Consider the following 17,290-nt stretch of genomic DNA (forward strand, 5'->3'; position numbering starts at 1 on the left):
TATTTATTGTTGCTTAACAGTAATTTTTAAGGTATTTTTACAGTATATGCTAAATCAACAAACATAATATTTACGCCTACATCAACTTTCTTATATTTGTTTTTAACTGCCCATGCAACAGCACCAGAAGTTCCAGCAGTAATAGCCGCAGCGGCTCCAGCACCCCATGGTCCAGCAGCAGCAATTCGACTTGTGTACCAACCGATATATCCGGCTGCAAATCCACCTGCTACTATGGCATTCATGCTTCTAACTTTCGGTCCTAATTTGAGGTGTAAACCTACAAAACCTAATGTCTGCATGTCACCTTTTTTCTCATTCTCTTCAAAGCTAAATTCTTCTGATTTCATTGAAGTCATTAGTAGACTGTCGTGTTCTGAAATTCCCATTTCCATAAGGGTTTCTTTATCAGCTGTAAAATGAATATTTCCATCCTTGTCTAATTCGAAGTAATTAGATAGTTTCTCTGCTAATTCCAATTGTTTTTTATCTACACTGACTGGAGGGGTCTCATTATTACCTTGACTGGCATGACTAATCATTGGAGAAGAGAAACCAAATGTAATAGTGAGCACACATAACACTACTAGAAATTTTTTAAACATACGTACCACTCCTATTTGTTTTTTGGGATAACGCATACATGATATTTCCTTCTATTGGGGTGGAATACTTAGAGGTTAAGGAGAGTAATAAAATGTATTTATTCATATTCACTTTGATTTATTGTGTAATCACACAGATGTTGAGTTTTTCCTTTGAGATGTCTTTTGGTGTGTACTTGATAGGTTTAGCTTTAATCAAAGGACTTTCCAGTGGGGAAATTAAAGACATCTTTAATTTCAAAAAGACAAGGGACGTGTTTAAAGAAAACAGATTTATAGATTCTTTGATGGAATTGTTTTCTTTGGTAATAGTGTTTATTAATGCATACATAATTGATTATGAACCATTCTCTCCCTTTGAGTTTGTTTATACTTTTTTCTTGCTTGTAGTTCTGTACAGGTTCCTATTTTGGGGGATCATAAGAGAGTCTAAAAAATGGTTGCATAAAGAGTCATAAGAGACATGGGCTTATAAAAATCACTCACTTTCTTTGATATATTTCAATGCTACCATTTATTTCTTTATAATTGGTAATATGGTGGGAATTTTATTTTTCAGTTGCGGTGTCCGCAATTAAGGTTCTTTTAATTGGGAGGAGAAATTTCGAATAGAGAAGAATTAGATTGTCAATTATCGCTAATGAACAGGCTGGAGAGCCTGTTTTTTTGTTTTCTTAATATTATGTTTTTATTGAAAAATTCCATTTTGCTTGCGGTGTCCGCAAGCTTTTTTTTTATTTTTCAGTGCTTCATTTTGACGGATTTTTTTTGTGATAAAATCCAGTCACTGCGGAGGTGAATCATGTGAAGGTAGAAGTAGGAATAAACCTGTTTGATTACTCATTCTAGGTGTTTCAGTTTTGTTTTTAATCAAAGCTAATGAGGAACGAAAACGAAAAAGAAAGAGCTATGCTGCTTCTTGAAAGGCGCTTGACGGAAATCAAGAGATTTTAACACTCGCATAGAGGTTTACTTAAAAATTTCAGTTGAGATCGCTCAGATTTGATTCTGATCGCTTTTTTTGTTTAGGTATTAAAAAGTAGGGGTGGTGTGTCAAAAACGCTTATAAGGGCTTTAAATATGTTTTTTCGTTTTGGCTACTGAAATCAGTTTGAAAATCTGTTTGCGAGATACCGAAAATTTTCAAAATTGGAACTAAAACGGGTTTTTGGACGTATTTCATGTGCTAGGATTTAACATAAAACGGCAAAAATTGAGGGGGATGAATAAATGGCAGCTGTATCTTCAGCGAAAATCGGTCAGAAGATTAATGAATGGTATCAGAATATCAAAAGGCTGAATGTAACAGATGCGGAAATACTTCGGAGCGAGATCAGAAGGGATTTAGATGTCATGGAGGAAGATGAGCAAGCTGTTCTTTATTTTCAGCTTATGGAATTCCGCCACGAACAAATGCTTGAATACATGGATCTAGGAGCAAGGAAAATGAACAAAGCGGAGTACCTGCGTTCAGTGGAAGGGCAGGGACGCAAGTTTACTGGAATCCTTGAATACTACTTTAATTTTTTCAGAGGGATGTTTGAGTTCTCTCAAGGTGACTATATAACTGCGATTACTTTTTATAGACAAGCTTAAAAGCGGTTAGATCGGGTTGCGGATGAAGTTGAAAGAGCAGAGTTTTACTTCAAGATGGCAGAGATTTTCTATCACATGAAGCAAACTCAAATGTCTATGTATTACATCATGCTAGCCCTTGATACATATAAGGCGCACCCGACTTATCTTGTCCGAGAAATTCAGTCTCGTTTTGTTGTTTCAGGAAATTATATTGATCTTAACAGTTCTGAAAAGTCTCTCCCACATTTAGACAAAGCATTAGAAAAATCACATGCGATTAAGGATGTATTAATGATTGGTATAAGTTTGATGAACTTGGGTCACTGTTATTCTAGTTTGGAAAAATATCAGTTGGCATTAGATCATTTGGAGGAAGCTGAAATTTATTTGAAACGTCATTCTCACATACGAGCAATCCTTTATCAGCAGGCTCTGATCCATTTTAAATTGGGTAACTATGAATTGGCCAAGGAATATTTGCAGCGTGGCATAGATTATCTAAAATCAAACCCTGATCAATTATTCGAATCTTTGTACGATTTTCTTGTAAACCTATATATAAAGCCACTTAATCTTGATGATCTCAAGGATATTTTGAAACGATTTGATAACATTAGGGGTTATCCATATTTAGAAGAACTGGCATTAGAGTCCGCAGAATTTTATACTAAATGTGAGCGTATGGAGGAATCTGTATATTTGTATCAGCAAATGGTATACGCTCAAAAACAAATTCGAAGGGGCGACTGTTTGTATGAACATTAGAAAAAGCTTTGTTTTAGCTGGTCTTGCGATCATGATGTTGGTTGGTGGTTCATATCTAAATCATACCGAGACTGCTATGGATTTGGCTATTCGATTAGGTACATGAAAAATGGCAGACCTTTTGGGTCTGTCTATTTGGAAATTCTTCTGGAGCAACACCAATGCACTAACAGACACTCAGAAAAAATCCCTTCCAATTGGATAGGGATTTTTTGAATAAGCTACGATCTAATTCAAAGTTGCATAACCCCAATCAACAACAAACAGTACGGCCGTTCCATCTTCGTATTCATTTAGTTGATGGGACACCCAAGATCCCGCACCTCGATTGTCTGAAGGAGATATTTATTCTATGTCGGCTCCTGTACCGCCTTCTTCACACATAGCCATAGGGAATTCATCTCGATCATATCCCCTTTTTGTTGGTATGTTTTTCAATGATTCTTCTCTATTTTTATCGGCACCTTCTTTTCAATCGTGCAGACGGCAGAAGCGCCCTTTTTTAACGCGAGGTAGGATCTGCGGCAGTAGCGGCACCAGTCTTTAACATTCATGGGGAAGTGAAGGCTTGTTTATCCATATCTGGTCCAACCCAACGGTTTACTGAAGAAGTCATTCCCCAGCTCCAGCAAAAAGTGAAAGAACAAGCTCAGAGGCTTTCTGAACAACTCGGCTACGTCGGCAAACACAATTTTTAAGATTGTCTATCTTTTCGCGCTCCATTTATCATATAATAGAAACATTATGTAGCATTCCTTGTCGTAAGGAGGACGTGTCACGATCATGAAAATCAATAGAGAAATCCCTGTAAGACAACGGAATATTGTTCTCATTGGCTTTATGGGAGTTGGGAAAACAACCATTGGGCAGCTGGTTGCTAAAAAGCTATATCGAGATTTTATTGATGTCGATCAGGAGATTGAGAAAAAATACAACATGACGATTCCAGAGATGTTTCAGCAAAAAGGAGAAGCATTCTTCAGACAGGCTGAAAAGGATTATATCGTCGATTTATGTGAACATACACAGCTAAAGATCGTCTCACTTGGAGGCGGTGCATTCAAACAGGAAGAAATCAAACGCGCCTGCTTGAAACATTGTACGGTTCTTTTCCTTGACCTATCTTGGGAGAATTGGAAGCAGCGGCTTGATATTTTAATTGAAAATCGTCCTGTTCTTCACAACCGGACGCTTGATGAAATGAAAGAGCTGTTTGAAGAACGCCGGGAGATTTATTCTCTTCATAACTCCAGAGTGGAAACAGATCATTTAGAGGCTGAGGAAGTTGCCAATTATATTGTGGACACACTCAAGCTTGGCTGGGATTTATATTCGAAATAAAAAGTCTACCGATGAAGGTAGACTCAGGCTGTCGAGAAAATCTCGGCAGCTTTATTTTTTCCCTTAAATTTTCCACCACTCCATTTTATAATAGAGAAAAGCATTCTAAAGGAAGGTGTTTTTCTCATGTTCCACACTAGAAATTCTTCTCAGCACGAAGCCGAATTTGTATTGCTAGATCAACTGGTCGAAGAGGATCACCTGCTTCGTAAAATTGATCAGTACATTGATTTTTCATTTATCGTAGATAAAGTAAAACCCTATTATAGTGAAAATAAAGGTCGTCCTTCCCTTGATCCGCTTATTTTGTTCAAAATGATGTTTATCGGATACCTTTACGGTATCCGTTCTGAAAGACAACTCGAAAAAGAAATTTACTATAACATGGCGTATAGATGGTTTTTAGGTTTGAACATCAATGATCCCGTTCCCCATCACTCCACTATTAGTTGGAATCGTCGTACTCGATTTAAAAATACAACGATTTTTCAAGACATTTTCGATGAGATTGTGCTTCAAGCTATCAATCATGATATGGTAGGAGGTCGCGTTCTTTTTACTGATTCAACTCATCTTAAAGCCAATGCTAATAAACATAAATATACGAGAAAAACGATTGAACAAGATACCCAGAACTATATCAATGATTTAGAAGAAGCAGTCCAAGAAGATCGGGTGGCACATGGAAAAAAGCTCTTAAAGGTAAAAGAGGAGGTGAAAACAGAAAAAGACATTCGTCAAAGTATGACTGATCCTGAAAGTGGCTATCTATATCGCGAAAACAAGCCTGAAGGCTTTTTCTACCTAGACCACCGGACAACAGATATGAAGTATAATATCATCACCGATGCTCATGTCACGCCTGGAAATGTCCATGATTCTGTTCCATATCTTGATCGGTTAGATCACCAAATCGCACGATTTGGTTTTCAAGTAGAAGCTGTTGCGCTTGACTCAGGTTATTTGACAACACCAATTTGTAAAGGTTTATCTGATCGCCATATTTTTGGTGTCATTGCCCATAGACGTTTTCATCCAACAAGAGGATTATTTGAGAAGTGGAAATTTCAGTATGATTCTGAAAATGATCATTACATATGCCCAAAAGGTGAGAAGCTTTTATATACGACAACAGATCGAAAAGGTTATCGATTCTACAAATCAGATCCTAAAAAATGTGCATCGTGTCCTTTCCTTGAAAGATGCACAAGATCGAAAAATCATCAAAGAGTCATCTCAAGACACATATGGGAAGAACATAAAGAAAAGATCAGACAGAATCGTCTAACTGTCTCTGGAAAAGAGCTATATAAAAAAAGAAAAGAAAAAATAGAGCGAAGCTTTGCAGATTCAAAACAACTGCATGGGCTTCGCTACTGCCGGTTAAGGGGGAAACAAAATGTGAGTGAGCAAGTTCTCCTCACAGCTGCGTGCCAGAACATGAAAAAGATTGCCACACACCTAGCGAAGCTAGGCTAGGTGTGTGGGAGGCCTTTTTCATTAAATCTCATCCATCATAATTACGATGAAAATAAAAAAGCCTGTAGAAAAACATGAGTTTCTCTACAAGCTGAGTCTACCGATGAAGGTAGACTTTTTCTATCAGTTTAATTCTTGATTCCTCGAATGAGTGCAGCTTTTAAGCAGAAAGAAATAGGGTGCTGCTGTGCATCGAATTGAAGCTGAAAGAGCTGCTTTGTATCAGGGGCTGCGGCTTGAAGATGGGTAACGATCTCCTGTTGAACATTCTCTGGTGTGCGTCCGCGTGTGATCCAGTCCTGATAATCAATTTGTAGATCCCAGTAACGAATCTTTTTTTGAGTCAGTTGGTTGGAAGCGAAAAGCTCTTCCCATTCTGATAAAGAGCTTTCTCGCACATGAGAAGGATCTCTGAGTCTATTTAGATGATTAATGAATGAATCCTGTACCGCATTCTCAGGTGCATAATGATCGACGAGCAGAAATGCACCGCCTTTTTTTAAGACTCGGCTGATTTCAGACATGGCTGCGGGAAGGTTTGGAAAGTGGTGAGCGGCAAACCGGCACGTCACGATGTCAAATGATTCATCAGCGAATGGCAATGCTTCTGCGGCTGCCCGTTCAAAAGTAATATGTTTCAGCAGGCGTTCTTCCGCAAGTGCTGATGCAACCTCGATCATTTTTTGCGTGACATCAATGCCGATTCCTTTAGAAATGATGTCTGAAAAGGAAAAAACGGTATGTCCAGCTCCGCAACCGATATCAAGTAAATGCTCGTGCCCCTTCGTGTTTGCTGCCGCTTTTATCCATTCCAACTCTTCTCCGGCTGCAAATATAGGTGAATCGCGATAGTTCTCAGCATTTTGTGAGAATTGGTTTTCGGCTTTAGCATATGGATTCATTTTTTTCTCCCCCTTATGTTGTCTCTTTATCGTAAAATTCCTTTTGGTATTTGTCTAAGACCTAAAAGATATGACTTGAATAGTTAAAACCTATGAGGTGATGAAAGTGGATATACGAATGATGGAATATGTTATGGAAGTGTACCGGCAGAAAAGTTTTACAAAAGCAGCAGAAGAGCTTCACATTGCACAGCCTTCTTTAAGCCAACAAATAAAGAAGCTAGAAGAGGAATTAGACACACCCCTATTTATTCGAAAGTATGGACAAGTCACACCCACACCTCAAGGGAGTCGGTTCATTAAAAGGGCTGAGAGCATTTTGAAGGAAAAAGATGATTTGTTGCGAGAGATGGGAGAAGCAGCTTATGAGGTGGGGAAAGAGCTGAACATTGGAGCGCCAGCCGTCACAGGGGGATATGTCTTGCCTGGTCTATTAAAAACCTTTTGTCAAACGTATCCTCATGTTCACGTTCGACTAATAGAAGAATCACCTCGTGAGCTAGAAAAACTTCTATTGGCTGGTCAGTTGGATTTGGCTATTTTATCTATGCCGGTCGAGCATGAATCATTGAAAACGAAACACATGCTGACAGAGCCGCTTCTTCTTGCAGTTCCGCCATCTGCTCAACCTTGGTTACAGGCGGAACTGAACGATATCATCCATCAAAGAGATCAGAAAGGGACTGTTCCGTTTCGCCTTTTGGAAGACGCCTCATTTATTATGCTGAAAGAGGGATATGGCTTCCGGCAAGTGGTCACAGAACTCTGTCATCATCATGGCTTTCAGCCGAAGATAACCTTTGAAACAAGTCATATTCAAACAGCGCAGGCATTGGTCAAAAATGGGCTAGGTGTGACAGTTGTGCCGAAAATGGTGGCACAAGAGGAAAGGAACGAAGTCACTTATTTGAAAATTGATTCAAGTCCAACCCGCACACTTGTGTTTGCATATGTGGAAGAAAGGTATTTAACGAAAGCCGCTCAAGCACTAATGGACCTTTATCAAAATCAGGAAAATACTTAAACAAACGTTTAATTAAATGCAAAAAGCAGGGGGGCACCCTGCTTTCTAATAAATATCCAGACGCTGATCTGTCATCACAGGAATCTGCTGTCTCACTTCATCCACTAGCTGGAGATCAATGTCCGCATAATAAATATCTTCCTCATGGTTTGTTTCAAGTAAAATACGGCCAAGTGGATCAATCACCATGGAATGACCAGGGAATTCAGTGTCTCTGCTTGTGCCTGTTCTGTTAACAGCAATCATAAAGGACTGATTTTCAATCGCTCTTGCGATGAGCAAGCTGCGCCAATGATCCACTCTTGCTGACGGCCATTGCGCCGTATTGATAAGCACCTTTGCCCCTTTGTTGACAAGTGTTCTAGAAAGCTGCGGAAAGCGAAGGTCGTAGCAGATCATCGCACCGATCTTCACATCCTCATCATAGTCAAATAAACAAAGCTGATCACCAGCGGTTAAATAGTTGTGCTCATCCATTAGGCGGAATAAGTGAATTTTATCATAATCAACTAAAAGCTCACCTTGGCGGTTAAAGATATACATTGTGTTGGTGATCTTCTCATCTTCTGTGCGTTTGTTCAATACACTTCCGGCGATAAGAACCACTTGGTGCTTACGGGCAAAGGAAGAGAAAAGTTGTTTTGTGCGTTCACCATTTACATCCGCAAGCTGATCGGCTTGTTCAAGAGCGTAACCGGTATTCCACATTTCGGGTAAAATGATCAGATCAGGCTGTTGGCGGATCGCTTCTTCTAAAAATGCTTCTGCTTTTTGAAAGTTTACATCAGGTTCACCGATTTGTACGTCCATTTGGACAAGGGCGATTTTCATACAATTTCCTCCTTTATTCAATGATTGCGAATGTGAAATCCATGAATGGATCTGTCGATTTGTTTTGTGTGAGAAACTCTAGTTTTCAAGCCAGTTTCTTTATCATAAAGGTTTCAATCTTCTTTGCCAATAGAAATGTCAGAAGGTTTTGTCTTTTGAAGTGAAAATGGCTTTCTTCGTCAAGAAAACAGTGATATGATACACACAACTAATAAAACAAAGGGGGATAGTAGGATATGCAATTGTTTGATTTACCATTAGATGATCTCAAAAAGTATAAACCGAAGAAAACAGCACGTCCTGATTTCTCAGACTTTTGGAAGGCGTCGCTTGAAGAACTGAACCAAGTGGAGGCAGAGCCAGCATTTGAACCTTATGATTATCCAGTAAAGGGAGTGAAGGTGTATCGCCTGACGTATCAAAGCTTTGGACATTCTCGAATTGAAGGTTGGTATGCAGTACCAGATCAAGCAGGTCCACACCCAGCACTCGTACATTTTCATGGCTATAATGCCAGCTATGACGGCGGCATTCATGACATTGTCAATTGGGCACTGCATGGCTATGCGACATTTGGTATGCTCGTCCGAGGTCAAGGCGGCAGTGAAGATAAGACAGTGACACCAGGCGGGCAGGCTCTGGGGTGGATGACAAAGGGCATTTTATCGAAAGAGACCTACTATTATCGAGGTGTTTATTTAGATGCGGTTCGAGCACTCGACGTGATTCAGTCTTTCCCAGAAGTGGATGAACACCGGATTGGCGTGGTGGGCGGAAGCCAGGGTGGTGCACTAGCGGTTGCAGCTGCAGCACTTTCAGACATTCCAAAGGTCGTCGTGGCAGATTATCCGTACTTATCGAATTTCGAACGTGCAGTAGATGTGGCATTGGAGCAGCCTTATTTAGAAATCAATTCATACTTTCGCAGAAACAGCGATCCAGCAGTGGAAGAAAAAGCATTTGAAACGTTAAGTTATTTTGATTTGATCAATTTAGCCGGATGGGTGAACCAGCCCACATTAATGGCCATCGGTTTGATCGATCAAATCACCCCGCCATCTACTGTGTTTGCAGTATACAACCATTTAGAAACAGATAAAGATTTAAAAGTGTATCGCTACTTTGGACACGAGTACATCCCGGCTTTTCAAACAGAGAAGCTTGCCTTCTTACAAAAGCATTTAACGAAATAAAAGAAAAGAGGCCGCTCGCTACGAGCGCTTCTTTCAGGTTGTTGACAAAGGGCTATAATGATCTTTATTTTAGCCCTTTGTCTTCTTTTCAGCGTGATAGAAAACCTTTGAAGTCTAGGAAGGACGAGCATCGGAGCGGAGCGAATTTGACATTCGTGAGCACCGAAGCGCAGACCTGACAACGAATGCGAGGGTTTGTCTACACGCTGAAAGAGGCTGCTCTAGGAGGGCCTCTTTTTTAATAGCTCGTATTCTGTCTCGTTTTTTCATCAGGCACTAACGCGGTGATAATGAGAGCAAGGGCAGTGATGATATGAAGAATGAATCCGAGAATCGGAATCCATGCAAGGCAGGACGTGACAATTCCGATGATACTTCCAATCATTGGTCCCTGGTCTCGCTTCGATAAGACGAGTGTGATAATATGCAGAATAAGCATGACCATAAGCGGTGAATAGCCATTGCTAATAACGAATAGACCTCCGATCACAGGGATGGCAAGGCAAGCTTCAAAAATCCCAGTGATCCATTTCATAATGCGAGATATAGACATCAGATCCAACTCCTTTTTCATATATGTCTTATTCGTATTTTCCCAAAACGTGAAGAAGTCATGCAGAATTCTATAGAAAGAGTTGATGGACGCTTGAGAGAGAGAATTAAGGAAGAGCTGAAAATCATCGAAGAAACGTATGACGTCAAGATTTGTCTTGCCGTCGAATCAGGCAGTAGGGCATGGGGATTTCCCTCGACCGATAGTGATTATGATGTTCGTTTTTTATATGTTCCCCGGAAAGAATGGTATTGGGCGATGGAAGAGCATCGTGATGTCATTGAACGACCGATTGATGACGTGCTTGATATCAGCGGCTGGGAGCTGAGAAAGGCGCTTCGTTTATTCAATAAATCAAATCCATCCATTATGGAATGGCTGTCTTCTGATATCATCTATGCTGAATCTTTCTCTTTGGCAAAGAAGCTAAGAGAATTAAAGGATCGAGCGTTTTACCCTGCGGCTTTGATGTATCATTACCTCAATATGGCGAGGCGGAATGAGAGCCGGCATTTACGAGGAGAGCAGGTGCGAATCAAGAAGTATTTCTATGTGCTTCGTCCGCTTCTTGCCTGCGAGTGGATTGAACGTTACCGAACAGTTCCACCAATGGACTTTCATGAATTGCTCAAGGATCTAGTGGAGGAAGGCCCGCTTTTAACAGAAATTCACGAACTGCTCAAACGTAAAATGGACGGAGAAGAAATGGATGTAGAGAACCGTCTCGCTCATGTCCATCCATTTATCGACAAAGAACTAGTGCGTTTTGATGAATTGGTGAAAAGCTACAATCAGCCGAAAGACAATCTGATGCAAGAATTAAATGAGCTTTTGCAGTCTACCCTTGATGAGGTGTGGACGTAGGAGGAAAGAGCCAGCCGGATAGCGGCAGGCTCTTTTTTATCTCTTATTGTGATAAAACCACAAAAAAAGTCAGAATTTTTGTCATCTTCAAATATTGTAGCGGACAGCTTATGAGCCTTACAATAAAGACATAGCTTACAAAGAGTGGGAGGTGCCCTTTATGGAGTCGGTCACAAGAAATTTCTTCTTGTTTTTGTCAAAGAGCAGTCTCTTGAACCATATAGCTCGTAATTGGGGAAGTGCTGTTGCATCTAAGAAAATCATCGGTGGGAAAGATTTTGAGAGCGCTATCTCTGTCATTAAACGATTAAATGATCAAGGAATGGCTGTTACAGTCGATCACCTTGGTGAGTTTGTCACAAAGGCAGAGATTGCAAATGAGCGGACGGATGAGTGTATTCAAACCATTCAGCGGATTGCAGAGGCCAAGCTCAATTCCCACGTGTCACTCAAAATGACATCACTCGGCCTGGATATTGACGATGACCTTGTGTATCGCAATATGAAACGTATTTTAGATACGGCAGAAAAACACCGTATCATGGTGACAATCGATATGGAGGATGAACAGCGCTGTCAAAAAACGCTGGACATTTTTAAAGAGATGAAATCTCAATATGAGTATGTCAGTACGGTCCTGCAGGCGTATTTGTACAGAACAGAAAAGGATCTTGATGACCTCAATGAGCTGCAACCATTTTTACGACTTGTAAAGGGTGCCTATAAGGAATCCGCCGAAGTGGCGTATCCAAACAAAAAAGACGTTGATCAGAATTACAAGAAACTGATCGAAAAGCAATTACTCACAGGGAACTATACAGCCATTGCGACACATGACGATCAAATGATCGAGTTCACGAAAAATATTGTGAAAAAACACAATATACCAACAAGTCAGTTCGAATTTCAAATGCTGTATGGCATGAGATCAGAAACGCAGCAGGCACTTGTGAAGGAAGGCTATCAAATGAGGGTCTACACACCGTATGGACGAGAGTGGTATGGCTACTACATGAGACGTCTTGCAGAACGGCCGGCAAACATTGCCTTTGCTTTAAAAGGAATGACGAAAAAATAATTTGAAACGGGAGCGTGACAAAGATGACAACACCTTACAAACATGAACCATTCACGGATTTTAGCCAGGAAGAAAACCGCAAAGCGTTTGAACAAGCATTAGCAAAGGTAACAGAAACACTGGGTCAAACCTATCCGCTCGTGATTAATGGAGAAAGAATCGAAACGAAAGACCAAATTGTCTCGATCAATCCTGCGAAAAAGGATGAAGTCGTTGGAACCGTATCAAAGGCCGGAAAAGAAGAGGCAGAACAAGCGGTTCAGGCTGCGGCGAAAGCATTTGAAACTTGGCGCTATACTTCTCCAGAAGAAAGAGCCAGCGTTATTTTCCGTGCTGCGGCAAATATTCGCCGTAAAAAGCATGAGTATTCAGCCCTTCTTGTTAAAGAAGCAGGTAAGCCTTGGAATGAAGCGGACGCAGATACAGCAGAAGCGATCGACTTTCTTGAATATTATGCTCGTCAAATGCTGGAGCTGGCGAAAGGCAAACCAGTGAACAGCCGTGAAGGAGAACACAATCAATACGTATACACCCCAACTGGCGTGACACTCGTCATTCCGCCGTGGAACTTCTTGTTTGCTATTATGGCAGGAACAACAGTAGCACCAATCGTTACAGGGAACACAGTTGTCTTAAAACCTGCAAGTGCAACTCCTGTCATTGCGGCACGTTTTGTGGAAGAGCTTGAGCAGGCAGGTCTTCCAAAGGGTGTGGTGAACTTTGTACCAGGAAGCGGAGCTGAAGTTGGAGATTACTTAGTCGATCACCCGAAAACAAGCCTAATTACATTCACTGGATCAAGAGAAGTAGGGACACGTATCTTTGAACGCGCAGCAAAAGTACAGCCAGGTCAGCAGCATTTAAAGCGTGTCATTGCTGAAATGGGCGGTAAGGATACAGTGGTTGTAGATGAGGATGCAGACGTCGAATTAGCGGCTAATGCTATTTTCACATCAGCCTTCGGTTTTTCAGGTCAGAAATGTTCAGCTGGATCTCGGGCTGTCGTTCACGAAAAGCTGTATGATCAAGTGATTGAGCGAGTGAAGGAAATCACAGAAACGAAAACAACAGCGAACCCTCTTTCTGCGGATGTCTACATGGGTCCTGTCATTGATCAAGCGTCCTTTGACAAGATCACAGATTATATCGAAGTGGGCAAGCAGGAAGGCCGATTAGTCACTGGCGGAACGAGTGATGATTCGGAAGGATACTTCATTCACCCAACTGTTTTTGCAGATCTTGAGCCAACGTCTCGCTTGATGCAAGAAGAAATCTTTGGACCTGTCTTGGCCTTCTCGAAAGTGTCTAGCTTTGATGAGGCACTTGAAGTAGCCAACAACACGGAATATGGTTTGACAGGTGCTGTCATTACGAATAATCGGGATCACATCAACCGTGCGAAGCAGGAGTTCCATGTAGGGAACCTCTACTTTAACCGTAACTGCACAGGAGCCATCGTGGGATACCACCCATTCGGCGGATTCAAAATGTCAGGAACCGATTCAAAAGCAGGCGGTCCAGATTACCTAGCTCTACACATGCAGGCAAAAACGATTAGTGAAATGTTCTAAGTTGGAAAAGCATGAACCTGTATACACGGGTTCATGCTTTTTTTGCTTGTCTACGACTTTGTTTCTATGCAAATCTGTCCGGAAAGAAGTATGATGAATGTATTACTTAATCAGGGAGCAATCGGGATGGAAGAGATATTAGAAAAGCTTCACACATTTTTTGATGTCGATAAGTTAATTGCATTTATTAGTGGGTATTTAAAAAAACCAGTCATTTTAGAAAGCACAGAGTGCCAGCTCCTTGCTTATAATTCTTACAGCATTCAGCAGTTTGACCCAGTCAATCAGCAAACGATTTTCTCAAAAGAATGTCCAGGGTCTGTTGTCGATTGGTTAAAGAAAACAGGGGTCATCGAGCGGCTTCACAAGGAGTCAAAGCCTTTTTATGTGAGCGGTCATGACGAGCTCGGGTTTAATCGGCGGGTAGCTGTGAGCGCCAAGCATAAACAAGAAGTTGTCGGCTTTATTTGGGTGCAGGACATTGAGGATTCTCTCTCTCAAGAGGAGCTGCAATTTTTGCACGAAGCTTCCTTTCAAGTGGGGAAAGTGATTTATAAAAATAAGAAACAGCTGGAGAAAAAGGAAGGCAAGATTGAAGAGTTTTTCAAAAAGGTCATGGATGATCATTTTTATACAGAAGAAGAACTGAAGTGGGAGGCTGAGAATTTAAGCATCCCGCTGCCAGCTGTATTTACTGTCATGGTCGTACACGCTGCCGATAACAAAAGTGAGACGGCAGTAGATGTGAAGGACGTCATTCGGACGTATTTGCAGCTAGAAGACAAGGTGAATCACGTATACTCCGTTCAAGCCGACATTGTGGTGATATTGGGCAGCTTGTCAGACCGACACTCACCGAAAGCGACTGCGGCTGACGTCATCGCTCATCTGCAATCGAAAGCGCATGCCCATCCTTCTCCCTTGTATATTGGGATGGGAAGAGAGTATCGGGATGTCATGAAAATGAGCACAAGTCGATTTGAAGCGATAGAGGTCGTGAAGGCTGTGAAAATTGTGGGAGGACAAGAGCTGATTCCATATGATTACGAAAATCTAGGGGTTTTCCGGTTCTTAGACTCGATTTACAGCCATCAAAAAAAGAAAAATGATTTCAATCCAGATTTGTTACGTTTGAAAGAAAAAGACCGTGACAGCCAAACCTCATTTTTAAAAACGCTGGAAGTCTACTTATTGAATAACTGCAAGCTAAAGCCAGCCGCAGAGCAGTTGTTTATTCATCAAAATACATTAAACTATCGAATGAAACAAATCTTTGAGATGACCTCAATCGATTTAAGTCACTTCAGCCAGCGATGTGAGTTATTTATTGAATTAATGCTAATGAAAAAAGACCAATAGTCATCTAATCCGCAGGTGCCTGGGATCACCTGCGGGTTTTCATGTGAAAATGGCATACAACGGCCTTGTTTCGTTGTATGATAGATAAGGATTTTATGAGAGAGTGAAAGGGGGACCACCTTTGGGAGCAGTCACCTTGGCCATTTTGATTTTCATCCTGACCCTCGTCCTCGTCATTTGGCAGCCCGGACGTTTAACCATTGGATGGTCAGCATGTGGAGGCGCCATTCTTGCACTTGCCTTTGGTGTCGTTCATCTGGGCGATGTGTGGGAAGTGACGCAAATAGTATGGAACGCAACATTTGCGTTTATTGGCATTATTATGATTTCGTTAATTTTAGATGAAATCGGCTTTTTTGAATGGGCTGCACTGCATATGGCAAAAGCCGCAAAAGGGAACGGTGTCCGCATGTTTATTTATTTAACATTGCTTGGCGCTGTCGTGGCTGCTTTTTTTGCGAATGATGGAGCAGCACTGATTTTGACCCCGATCGTCTTGTCTGTAGTGAGAGCGTTAAACCTAGATGAGCGGATGATCCTGCCTTTTGTGATGGCGAGCGGCTTTATTGCAGATACAACCTCTTTGCCATTTGTCATTAGTAACTTGGTCAATATCGTATCAGCCGACTATTTTCATATTGGGTTTCTAGAATATACAGCAAACATGTTCGTACCAAACCTTGTGTCGCTTGGAGCGAGCATGCTAGTGCTTTATGTGTTTTACCGAAAGCTTATTCCAAAAACATACGATCTGTCACAAGCGAAGGAACCGGCTTCAGCGATCCGGGACATCCGCATGTTCCGCTTGTCTTGGTATGTGCTTGGCTGTCTGCTTGTCGGTTATTTTGGAGGGGAACTCATTGGGATTCCAGTATCCATCATTGTGGGCGGTATTGCCCTTGTTTTCTTGTGGCTGGCAAGAAGAAGTCCGCAAGTGGCGACAAAACGTGTCATAAAAGAAGCACCGTGGTCGATTGTCTTTTTCTCAATTGGCATGTATGTCGTCGTATATGGACTGAAGAATGTCGGTCTCACAGAAATATTGGCGGCATGGATCGAACAAGGAGCAACGCATGGCTTGCTTGCGGGAACGATGTTTATGGGCGTGCTTGCCGCAGTGCTGTCCTCTGTCATGAACAATCTGCCTACTGTGTTAATTGATGCGATTGCAATCGGACATACAGACACAGCAGGCGTCATGAGAGACGGGCTGATTTATGCCAATGTCATCGGCTCAAACCTTGGTCCGAAAATGACCCCAATCGGCTCATTGGCGACATTGCTGTGGCTTCATGTTCTTAAGAAAAAAGGCGTCCATATCTCTTGGGGGGCATACATGAAAGCCGGAATCATCCTCACCATCCCGACCTTGATCCTTACTTTATTGGGGTTATATGTGTGGTTATGGCTGATACATTAAAGCTGAATATAAAAAAGAGCAGGTCGCTTGGATCTGCTCTTTTTTTGTTACAGATATTTGGCATAGCGTTTTTCTAAAAAGTCCTGAAGCAATGAGACTACACTACAAATGCCCCAGTAAATGAGGGCGACCAAAATATACATCGTCATATAATCGAATTCGCGCCCACCTACGATTTTTGCTTGCTGGAACAGCTCGGGTACAGTAATCATTGCAGCCAGTGAGGAGGCTTTGATTAAATCGAGCATGACATTGGCTAGTGGCGGTAGTGCGATGCGAACGGATTGAGGCAAAATGACACCACGCATCGTTTGCCAATAGCTGAGACCTAGTGACTTGGCAGCTTCTACCTGTCCACTCGGCACAGAGGAGAGAGCCGCTCGATTGATTTCTGCAATATAGGCAGCGCTATTGAAGCTAAATCCAATAATGGCAGCAGTGACCGCTGTAAACTCAATCCCGATATAGGGGAATCCAAAATAAAGAATAAACAAAATTACTAGAATGGGCACGCCGCGCATGAATGAGATATACAGCCGTGCAGGCAGCCAAAGCATCCACGTATTCGCCATTCTGGCAAGCGCAATAAAAAAGCCAAGAATGGTACCAAAAAACATGCTCACAAAGGAAATGAGCAGCGTCAGCCAAATGCCTTTCATGACAAATGGAAATGACGCCTTTGCCAGTGCAGGATTAAATATATATTCTAAATGAATATCTCCCACGC

General features: G+C 41.6%; 16 protein-coding genes and 2 pseudogenes. 12 read left to right on the forward strand and 6 right to left on the reverse strand.

Going from position 1 to position 17,290, the window contains the following annotated elements; all coding sequences use genetic code 11:
* Positions 1-26: 26 nt before the first annotated feature.
* Positions 27-605, reverse strand: a complete 579-nt coding sequence (locus tag NKR21_RS01730; protein ID WP_003217212.1) for a hypothetical protein — start codon at positions 603-605, stop codon at positions 27-29.
* 1,230 nt (positions 606-1,835) lie between these two features.
* Between NKR21_RS01730 and NKR21_RS01735 the strand changes: the two genes are divergently transcribed.
* Together NKR21_RS01735 and NKR21_RS01740 are read left to right on the forward strand one after the other, a co-directional pair.
* A complete protein-coding gene (locus NKR21_RS01735; RefSeq protein WP_253602408.1) occupies positions 1,836-2,201 on the forward strand; it encodes a response regulator aspartate phosphatase in 366 nt (121 codons plus the stop codon).
* Positions 2,202-2,276: 75 nt separating this feature from the next.
* Positions 2,277-2,948, forward strand: coding sequence for a tetratricopeptide repeat protein (locus NKR21_RS01740; protein ID WP_253602409.1), 672 nt, complete (start codon positions 2,277-2,279; stop codon positions 2,946-2,948).
* A 228-nt stretch (positions 2,949-3,176) separates the two neighbouring features.
* On the opposite strand, the pseudogene NKR21_RS01745 reads toward NKR21_RS01740, so the two are convergent.
* Positions 3,177-3,457: pseudogene (locus NKR21_RS01745) on the reverse strand (NucA/NucB deoxyribonuclease domain-containing protein); the annotation flags it as partial.
* Here NKR21_RS01745 and NKR21_RS01750 point away from each other — a divergent pair.
* From NKR21_RS01750 to NKR21_RS01760, 3 genes and pseudogenes are all read left to right on the forward strand, one after another.
* Positions 3,455-3,646, forward strand: a pseudogene (locus tag NKR21_RS01750) (IclR family transcriptional regulator domain-containing protein); the annotation flags it as partial. The pseudogenes NKR21_RS01745 and NKR21_RS01750 overlap by 3 nt on opposite strands.
* An 85-nt stretch (positions 3,647-3,731) precedes the next feature.
* Positions 3,732-4,289, forward strand: coding sequence for a shikimate kinase (locus NKR21_RS01755; RefSeq protein WP_003214270.1), 558 nt, complete (start codon positions 3,732-3,734; stop codon positions 4,287-4,289).
* Between the two features lie 126 nt (positions 4,290-4,415).
* Positions 4,416-5,768 (forward strand): IS1182 family transposase, encoded by a 1,353-nt coding sequence (locus NKR21_RS01760; RefSeq protein ID WP_253602410.1) that lies wholly within the window; start codon positions 4,416-4,418, stop codon positions 5,766-5,768.
* A gap of 128 nt (positions 5,769-5,896) precedes the next feature.
* Here NKR21_RS01760 and NKR21_RS01765 read toward each other — a convergent pair whose 3' ends face one another.
* The gene (locus NKR21_RS01765) at positions 5,897-6,670 is read right to left on the reverse strand and encodes a class I SAM-dependent methyltransferase (RefSeq protein WP_144457971.1); all 774 of its coding nucleotides are present in this window, start codon (positions 6,668-6,670) and stop codon (positions 5,897-5,899) included.
* A 118-nt stretch (positions 6,671-6,788) separates the two neighbouring features.
* Between NKR21_RS01765 and NKR21_RS01770 the strand changes: the two genes are divergently transcribed.
* Positions 6,789-7,694 carry a LysR family transcriptional regulator gene (locus tag NKR21_RS01770; RefSeq protein ID WP_144457973.1) on the forward strand — a complete coding sequence of 302 codons (906 nt, stop codon included), beginning with the start codon at positions 6,789-6,791 and terminating at the stop codon, positions 7,692-7,694.
* Positions 7,695-7,739: 45 nt separating this feature from the next.
* Here NKR21_RS01770 and NKR21_RS01775 read toward each other — a convergent pair whose 3' ends face one another.
* Positions 7,740-8,525 carry a carbon-nitrogen family hydrolase gene (locus NKR21_RS01775; protein ID WP_144457975.1) on the reverse strand — a complete coding sequence of 262 codons (786 nt, stop codon included), beginning with the start codon at positions 8,523-8,525 and terminating at the stop codon, positions 7,740-7,742.
* 236 nt (positions 8,526-8,761) lie between these two features.
* Here NKR21_RS01775 and NKR21_RS01780 point away from each other — a divergent pair, with 236 nt between their 5' ends.
* Complete coding sequence (locus tag NKR21_RS01780) at positions 8,762-9,718, forward strand: acetylxylan esterase (protein ID WP_144457977.1); 957 nt, start codon at positions 8,762-8,764, stop codon at positions 9,716-9,718.
* 238 nt (positions 9,719-9,956) lie between these two features.
* On the opposite strand, the gene NKR21_RS01785 is transcribed toward NKR21_RS01780, so the two are convergent.
* Positions 9,957-10,271 (reverse strand): hypothetical protein, encoded by a 315-nt coding sequence (locus NKR21_RS01785; protein WP_012008865.1) that lies wholly within the window; start codon positions 10,269-10,271, stop codon positions 9,957-9,959.
* 60 nt (positions 10,272-10,331) lie between these two features.
* Between NKR21_RS01785 and NKR21_RS01790 the strand changes: the two genes are divergently transcribed.
* The 5 genes from NKR21_RS01790 (at position 10,332) to NKR21_RS01810 (ending at position 16,563) form a co-directional block, all read left to right on the forward strand.
* Entirely contained in the window at positions 10,332-11,135 is an 804-nt protein-coding gene (locus NKR21_RS01790; protein WP_081112295.1) for a nucleotidyltransferase domain-containing protein, read from the forward strand.
* 160 nt (positions 11,136-11,295) lie between these two features.
* On the forward strand, positions 11,296-12,213 hold the full coding sequence (locus tag NKR21_RS01795) for a proline dehydrogenase family protein (RefSeq protein ID WP_012008867.1): 918 nt from the start codon (positions 11,296-11,298) through the stop codon (positions 12,211-12,213).
* Positions 12,214-12,236: 23 nt separating this feature from the next.
* Entirely contained in the window at positions 12,237-13,784 is a 1,548-nt protein-coding gene (gene pruA, locus NKR21_RS01800) for an L-glutamate gamma-semialdehyde dehydrogenase (RefSeq protein WP_144457979.1), read from the forward strand.
* Positions 13,785-13,910: 126 nt separating this feature from the next.
* Positions 13,911-15,143 carry a PucR family transcriptional regulator gene (locus tag NKR21_RS01805; RefSeq protein WP_144457981.1) on the forward strand — a complete coding sequence of 411 codons (1,233 nt, stop codon included), beginning with the start codon at positions 13,911-13,913 and terminating at the stop codon, positions 15,141-15,143.
* A gap of 121 nt (positions 15,144-15,264) precedes the next feature.
* Positions 15,265-16,563 (forward strand): arsenic transporter, encoded by a 1,299-nt coding sequence (locus NKR21_RS01810; protein ID WP_119124392.1) that lies wholly within the window; start codon positions 15,265-15,267, stop codon positions 16,561-16,563.
* 47 nt (positions 16,564-16,610) lie between these two features.
* On the opposite strand, the gene NKR21_RS01815 is transcribed toward NKR21_RS01810, so the two are convergent.
* On the reverse strand, positions 16,611-17,288 hold the full coding sequence (locus tag NKR21_RS01815) for an amino acid ABC transporter permease (RefSeq protein WP_088000543.1): 678 nt from the start codon (positions 17,286-17,288) through the stop codon (positions 16,611-16,613).
* Positions 17,289-17,290: the final 2 nt, after the last annotated feature.

The organism is Bacillus sp. 1735sda2 (assembly GCF_024159245.1).
GTDB classification, from domain to species: Bacteria; Bacillota; Bacilli; order Bacillales; family Bacillaceae; genus Bacillus; species Bacillus pumilus_O.